This is a genomic window from Streptomyces sp. ActVer (genome assembly GCF_027270795.1).
GTDB classification, from domain to species: Bacteria; Actinomycetota; Actinomycetes; order Streptomycetales; family Streptomycetaceae; genus Streptomyces; species Streptomyces umbrinus_A.
Genome location: NZ_JAPWHT010000534.1, coordinates 1 through 6,549, shown reverse-complemented (window position 1 = coordinate 6,549; position 6,549 = coordinate 1). Strand labels below are relative to the sequence as shown.

The 6,549-nt window shown below is 70.3% G+C and carries 7 protein-coding genes; 2 read left to right on the top strand and 5 right to left on the bottom strand.

What is annotated here, in order from left to right:
* Positions 1-1,436: DEAD/DEAH box helicase (locus O3Q52_RS46590; RefSeq protein WP_269654534.1), on the bottom strand; the 1,436-nt coding region annotated here is incomplete at its 3' end.
* Between the two features lie 287 nt (positions 1,437-1,723).
* On the opposite strand from O3Q52_RS46590, the gene O3Q52_RS46585 reads away from it, so the two are divergent.
* Positions 1,724-2,461: a ferritin-like fold-containing protein gene (locus O3Q52_RS46585; protein ID WP_079052748.1), complete on the top strand. Its 738-nt coding sequence runs from the start codon at positions 1,724-1,726 to the stop codon at positions 2,459-2,461.
* Between the two features lie 155 nt (positions 2,462-2,616).
* Here O3Q52_RS46585 and O3Q52_RS46580 read toward each other — a convergent pair whose 3' ends face one another.
* From O3Q52_RS46580 to O3Q52_RS46565, 4 genes are all read right to left on the bottom strand, one after another.
* Entirely contained in the window at positions 2,617-2,886 is a 270-nt protein-coding gene (locus O3Q52_RS46580) for a hypothetical protein (RefSeq protein ID WP_269654533.1), read from the bottom strand.
* Between the two features lie 180 nt (positions 2,887-3,066).
* Positions 3,067-3,294, bottom strand: a complete 228-nt coding sequence (locus tag O3Q52_RS46575) for a DUF3107 domain-containing protein (protein WP_055610545.1) — start codon at positions 3,292-3,294, stop codon at positions 3,067-3,069.
* A 175-nt stretch (positions 3,295-3,469) separates the two neighbouring features.
* Positions 3,470-4,111, bottom strand: coding sequence for a TetR/AcrR family transcriptional regulator (locus O3Q52_RS46570; protein ID WP_143636525.1), 642 nt, complete (start codon positions 4,109-4,111; stop codon positions 3,470-3,472).
* A 195-nt stretch (positions 4,112-4,306) separates the two neighbouring features.
* Positions 4,307-4,522, bottom strand: a complete 216-nt coding sequence (locus O3Q52_RS46565) for a hypothetical protein (protein WP_269654532.1) — start codon at positions 4,520-4,522, stop codon at positions 4,307-4,309.
* Positions 4,523-4,742: 220 nt separating this feature from the next.
* Between O3Q52_RS46565 and O3Q52_RS46560 the strand changes: the two genes are divergently transcribed.
* On the top strand, positions 4,743-5,732 hold the full coding sequence (locus O3Q52_RS46560) for an alpha/beta fold hydrolase (RefSeq protein ID WP_269654531.1): 990 nt from the start codon (positions 4,743-4,745) through the stop codon (positions 5,730-5,732).
* The last annotated feature ends 817 nt before the right edge of the window (positions 5,733-6,549 follow it).

Genomic DNA, 6,549 nt, shown 5'->3' with positions numbered 1-6,549 from the left:
GCCGAGGCCGGGGCGCCGGAACGGCCACCTCGGCCGCGCGGGCCACGTCCGCCGGTCTCGCCGAGGTCCTCGACCGCTTCGGCCGAGAGACCTGCGCGGGTGCGCTCGCCACGCGGCAGGACGCCCTTGGTGCCCGCCGGGATGTTCAGCTCCTCGTAGAGGCGCGGGGACGTGGAGTACGTCTCCGGCGGGTCGCTCAGACCGAGGTCCAGCGCCTTGTTGATGAGCTGCCAGCGCGGGATGTCGTCCCAGTCGACGAGGGTGATCGCGATGCCCTTGGCACCCGCGCGGCCCGTACGGCCGATGCGGTGCAGGTACGTCTTCTCGTCCTCGGGGGACTGGTAGTTGATGACGTGCGTGACGCCCTCGACGTCGATGCCGCGCGCGGCCACGTCGGTGCAGACGAGCACGTCCACCTTGCCGTTGCGGAAGGCGCGCAGCGCCTGCTCGCGGGCGCCCTGGCCGAGGTCGCCGTGGACCGCGCCGGAGGCGAAACCTCGCTGCTGCAGCTGGTCGGCGAGGTCCGCCGCCGTCCGCTTGGTGCGGCAGAAGACCATCACGAGACCGCGGCCGTCGGCCTGCAGTATCCGCGAGACCATCTCCGGCTTGTCCATGTTGTGCGCGCGGTAGACGAACTGCTTGGTGTTGCGGACCGTCTGGCCCTCGTCGTCCGGTGCCGTGGCGCGGATGTGCGTGGGCTGCGACATGTAGCGGCGCGCGAGGCCGATGACCGCGCCCGGCATGGTCGCCGAGAACAGCATCGTCTGACGGCGGGCCGGCAGCATGTTGATGATCTTCTCGACGTCGGGCAGGAAGCCCAGGTCGAGCATCTCGTCGGCCTCGTCGAGGACGAGGGACTTGATGTGCTTGAGGTCGAGCTTCCGCTGGCCCGCGAGGTCCAGCAGTCGGCCCGGGGTGCCGACGATCACGTCGACGCCCTTCTTGAGGGCCTCGACCTGCGGCTCGTACGCCCGGCCGCCGTAGATGGCGAGAACGCGCACGTTACGGACCTTGCCGGCCGTCAGCAGGTCGTTCGTGACCTGCGTGCACAGCTCGCGCGTCGGGACGACGACGAGGGCCTGCGGGGCGTCGGTGAGCTGCTCGGGCTTGGCCCGGCCCGCCTCGACGTCCGCGGGAACGGTTACGCGCTCCAGGAGCGGAAGGCCGAAACCCAGCGTCTTGCCGGTGCCGGTCTTGGCCTGGCCGATGACGTCGGTGCCGGTCAGGGCAACGGGGAGCGTCATCTCCTGGATGGGGAAGGGACTCGTGATGCCGACCGCCTCAAGGGCCTCGGCAGTCTCGGGAAGGATCCCGAGGTCTCGGAAAGTAGTCAGGGTGCTGCCTCTTCTGTGTACGCGGTGCGAGGCGAGCGCGGGGGTCGTGTCGGGACCGTGCCGGGGACGTCGGCCGCTCTTGACCAGCGGGCCGGGTGGCATGGGACCACTGCCGACGCTCGAGCTCTCGTACCGCTGAGGGTTCCCTCCGGGTGTCGTACGCAATGTGCCGTACCGACGTGGAGGGCTGTCTGGTCGGAGCCGATCGGGCCACCGACCGGGCATCCTCATTCGTGCGGCCCGTCGAGTTACGTAGATCAACTCAGCGAGCGCATTACCACCATACCCCGGAATCGCGCATATGCGATGGCCGATTTGGTCACGTAGTCGTCGTCACACTGATTGACCAGGGCCTTCCGTCGTACGGTGGGCGGGCTATTGTGCGCTTCATGACGACGCCTGACAACGCTTCCGACGCATCTGCCGCTCACACCGGAGTCGCCGCCCAGGACTGGGCCAAGGCCTCCGTCGACCCCCAGTACCGCGCCGCGGTCGTGGACCTGATCGGAGCGCTCGCGTACGGGGAGCTGGCGGCGTTCGAGCGCCTCGCGGAGGACGCGAAGCTGGCGCCGACGCTCGCGGACAAGGCGGAGCTGGCGAAGATGGCGTCGGCGGAGTTCCACCACTTCGAGCAGCTGCGGGACCGGCTCACGGAGATCGGGGCGGAGCCGACGCAGGCGATGGAGCCGTTCGTCGCCGCGCTCGACGGTTTCCACAAGCAGACCGCGCCCTCGGACTGGCTGGAGGGGCTCGTCAAGGCGTACGTCGGCGACTCGATCGCCAGTGACTTCTATCGGGAGGTCGCGGCCCGGCTCGACTCCGATACGCGAGGGCTCGTACTGGCCGTGCTCGACGACACCGGGCACGCGTCGTTCGCCGTCGAGAAGGTGCGGGCCGCCATCGACGCGGATCCGCGTGTGGGCGGTCGACTCGCCCTGTGGGCGCGGCGGTTGATGGGTGAGGCGTTGTCGCAGTCCCAGCGGGTGGTTGCCGACCGGGACGCCCTGTCGACGATGCTCGTCGGTGGGGTGGCCGACGGGTTCGATCTGGCCGAGGTGGGGCGGATGTTCTCGCGGATCACCGAGGCGCACACCAAGCGGATGGCTGCGCTCGGGCTGGCCGCCTAGCTTTTCGGCGTCGGTTCGTTTTCTTTGGGCCGTTCGTTTTCTGCGGGTGTGTGGGGGCTGGTCGCGCCCACGCGGCGGAGCCGCATATGTCACAGCCCCGCGCCCCTGAAAGACCTAGTGGTCGTCCGTTGAACCGGAACCGTCGGACTCGTCACTCACACCGTGGCCGAGTGGCGGCCCAGTCTTCCCGCGGGGCGCAGGAGCAGGGAGACGGAGGCCGCCGAGACCGCCACCGCGCCGAGCATCACGGGCAGGAAGCCGACGGATCCCAGGGCGGTGTGGGTGAGGAAGGCGCCGAAGAGGCCTCCCGCGACGCCTGTCCCGAGGACGAGGCGGCGAGCGGGCAGGCGGTGCGGCAGGCGATACGCGGCAGCCCAGGCCAGTGCCAGACCGAGGATCGCGGAGCCGAGCGCTTCCAAGAACATCAGGGGGTCCCTCCCGCACGGCCGTGTGCACTTCGGTCGTAGCCCGTCATACCCGTGACCTGCGGAATGCAATCCTCCTCTGTGAGCGAGTTGTGCTCCATCCGTGAAGCACGGACACCAGGGGCGAGAGCATGGAAAAGGGGCTCGACGGCAACTGCCGTCGAGCCCCTTCTCATCGCCTTACAGCGCGCTGAAGCCCACCTTGCGGGTCGTCGGCTCGCCGAGCTCCACGTAGGCGAGGCGGTCCGCCGGAACCAGGACCTTGCGGCCGTGGTCGTCCACGAGGCTGAGCAGCTGCGACTTGCCGGCCAGCGCCTCGGACACCGCGCGCTCGACCTCTTCCGGGGTCTGACCGCTCTCCAGAACGATCTCGCGGGGCGCGTGCTGCACGCCGATCTTGACCTCCACGGCTATGTCCCTCCGACGGTCACTGATGTGCGCGTTCGTCCGCGCCGTACGCAGCACACATTAGCCCGGTGAGGGGACGTACATGCTCCGCCCGAGAACGCCAGGAGCGAACATCCGGTGGGAACAAAGTGGCGGTCGGTGGTGATCCCCGTGGTGATTCCCGTGATCCCCGTGATCAGTGGTGCTCGCTGCCGTGCAGCGGGAAACCGGCGATGCCCCGCCATGCCAGCGAGGTCAGCAGCTGCACCGCCTGGTCGCGCGGCACGCTGCGGTCGCTGTGCAGCCACGAGCGGGCCACCACCTGGGCGAGTCCGCCGAGACCCGAGGCCAGCAGCATCGACTCGGCCTTGGACAGGCCGGTGTCCTCCGCGATGACCTCGCAGATCGCCTCCGCGCACTCGAACGTGACCTTGTCGACGCGCTCGCGCACGGCGGGTTCGTTCGTCAGGTCCGACTCGAAGACCAGGCGGAACGCGCCGCCGTCGTCCTCCACGTACGCGAAGTACGCGTCCATGGTCGCCCGCACCCGCAGCTTGTTGTCCGTGGTGGACGCCAGGGCGGCCCGTACGGCCTGCAGCAGTGACTCGCAGTGCTGGTCCAGCAGCGCGAGGTAGAGATCGAGCTTGCCGGGAAAGTGCTGGTAGAGCACCGGCTTGCTGACGCCCGCACGTTCGGCGATGTCGTCCATCGCGGCCGCGTGATATCCCTGCGCGACAAACACTTCCTGGGCAGCGCCGAGGAGCTGGTTGCGTCGGGCACGGCGCGGCAGGCGTGTGCCCCGCGGGCGTGCCGCCTCTGTCTGCTCGATGGCTGTCACGCCGCCTCCCAAAATCGTCCACATTGCGGTGAGCGCCGCGCGGCCATCGTACTTTTCGGTAACCGTGGTGTGCGCGGTGCGAGCGCAGAATTTCACGGACCGGACGCCGGTGAAAACCCTGCATAACGCTTGATGAAGGGGCATACCGGGCGGTCGCGTCTTCTACGGCCTCGGCCAGGTTCACCTCACCTCGGCTCAGCGGTAGTCGTCCTCGTCGAGTTCGACGACTCTCGCCTGTTCCGCGAGGTCCGCCTCGTTGGCGCTGTCCTTGTCCGCGTCGGTCAGCGATTCGTCGCGGCGGGGTGCCAGGTCCGCGTGCTGTTCGGCCGCGTCGGCTTCGGGGGCCTCGACACCGATCTCGGTGTCGTCGGATTCCTCGATGGTCTCGGGGTCGGTGGGGTCGACGGTCATGTGTCCTCTTCCCGAGTGGGTGCGAGTGCGCTCTTGTGCGAGTAACGAGTGCCCTCGTCTATGAAGCGTATGAGAGTCGAGATCGGGACGCTATGCGATCGCGCCGCCGTCCGGCTGTTCGCGGGTCGCCGCGCGGGCGTCGTTCCGGCCGTCGTGCGACACCGGACCCTGTGACTGCGAACACACGATCCAGCGCGTGATCGTCTCGTAACATTGCCGCATGTCTTCGACCGAACTGCCGTCCGTACTGGCCACTTCCGTCGCTCCGAAGGTCGGGACCGTCAGGGTGGCCGCGGGGGAGCGGCTGCGCACGGTCGGGCTCCCCGGGATCACGCTGACGGTGCGGTCGAGACCGCCGGTGCGGGAGGGACTGCCGCCCGCGCTGTACGTGCACGGGCTGGGCGGTTCCTCGCAGAACTGGTCGGCGCTGATGCCCCTCATGGACGGCCTCGTGGACAGCGAGGCCGTCGATCTGCCGGGCTTCGGCGACTCGCCGCCGCCGGACGACGGCGACTACTCGGTGACCGGGCACGCGCGCGCGGTCATCCGCTTTCTCGACGCGGCCGAGCGCGGTCCCGTGCACCTCTTCGGGAACTCGCTGGGCGGCGCGGTCACCACGCGCGTCGCGGCCGTAAGGCCCGATCTCGTCCGCACGCTCACCCTCGTCTCGCCGGCGCTCCCGGAGATCCGGGTGCAGCGCTCGGCCGTGCCGACGGCGCTGCTGGCCCTGCCCGGCGTGGCGGGTCTGTTCACCAGGTTCACCAAGGACTGGTCGGCCGAACAGCGCGTACGAGGGGTCACGGCGCTCTGTTACGGAGACCCCGGCATGGTCACGCCCGAGGGATTCCGCAACGCGGTCGAGGAGATGGAGCGGCGGCTCGCCCTCCCCTACTTCTGGGACGCCATGGCACGCTCGGCACGCGGCATCGTGAACGCGTACACACTGGGTGGCCAGCACGGACTGTGGCGCCAGGCCGAGCGGGTGCTCGCGCCGACGCTCCTCGTCTACGGGGGTCGCGACCAGCTCGTCTCGTACCGTATGGCCCAGCGGGCGGCACGCGCCTTTCGCGACTCGCGGTTGCTGACGTTGCCTGACGCGGGACATGTGGCGATGATGGAGTACCCGGAGACCGTGGCCACGGCCTTCCGCGAACTCCTCGCGGACACCGGCGAGTTGGCCGACACCGGCCCTACCAGCGCGAGGAGCTGAGGCGGGACGTGGGACGTCACAGCCGCCGCGGGCCGGCCCCCAAGGGCGACACGGCCGACATACACGTGGTTCCCGCTGCCCGGTCGGAACCGGAGCCGGAGAAGAGGAAACGGGCCGGGCGCCGGCGGGGGTCTGCTGAACAGCAGGCTCCTCAGCCGCCGAGGGGCGGGACGCCGGCCCAGGGCGTGCCCCGGCTGCCCGAGGGGTGGGCACCCCGAGGGACTGAAGGCGTACAGGGGCAGGGAGTTCCGCGGGGCGGGATGCCTCCGGGTGGAGCACCGGGTCGAGCCCCGGGGTTCGCGGGTGGCGTGCCGACAGGGGGACCTTCGCGGTTCCCCGGCGGCCCGTCGGCGGGCGGAGCGGCCAGTGGGGGAACGCCCACCGGGCGGCTTCCCGACGGCACACCTGCGTACGGGTTTCCGCGCCTTCCCGACGGGACTCCGGCGCACGGCTTTCCGCGGTTGCAGGACGGGCGGCCGCAGGGCGGGCGGATGCAGGACGGAACGCCCCCTCGTGGGGTTCCGCGCCCGCAGGACGGTACCCCTGCTCACGGCTTTCCGCGGCTGCCTGACGGGACTCCGGCGCACGGGTTTCCCCGGCTGCCCGACGGGGCTCCGGTCCGTGGCACGCCGCGCTACCCCGACGGCACTCCCGCTCACGGCGTACCGCGGGTCCGCGGTGGGCATCCCGAGCAGCGCGAAACCGGCGGTGCGTGGGGCGAGTTGAGGGGTGGGCCGCGCGCGGGCGCCGGGAACGGCGGGCCCCAGGCACCGCCGGTTTCGCGCTGCTCGGGGTGCCCACCGCGGGCCCGCGGGAC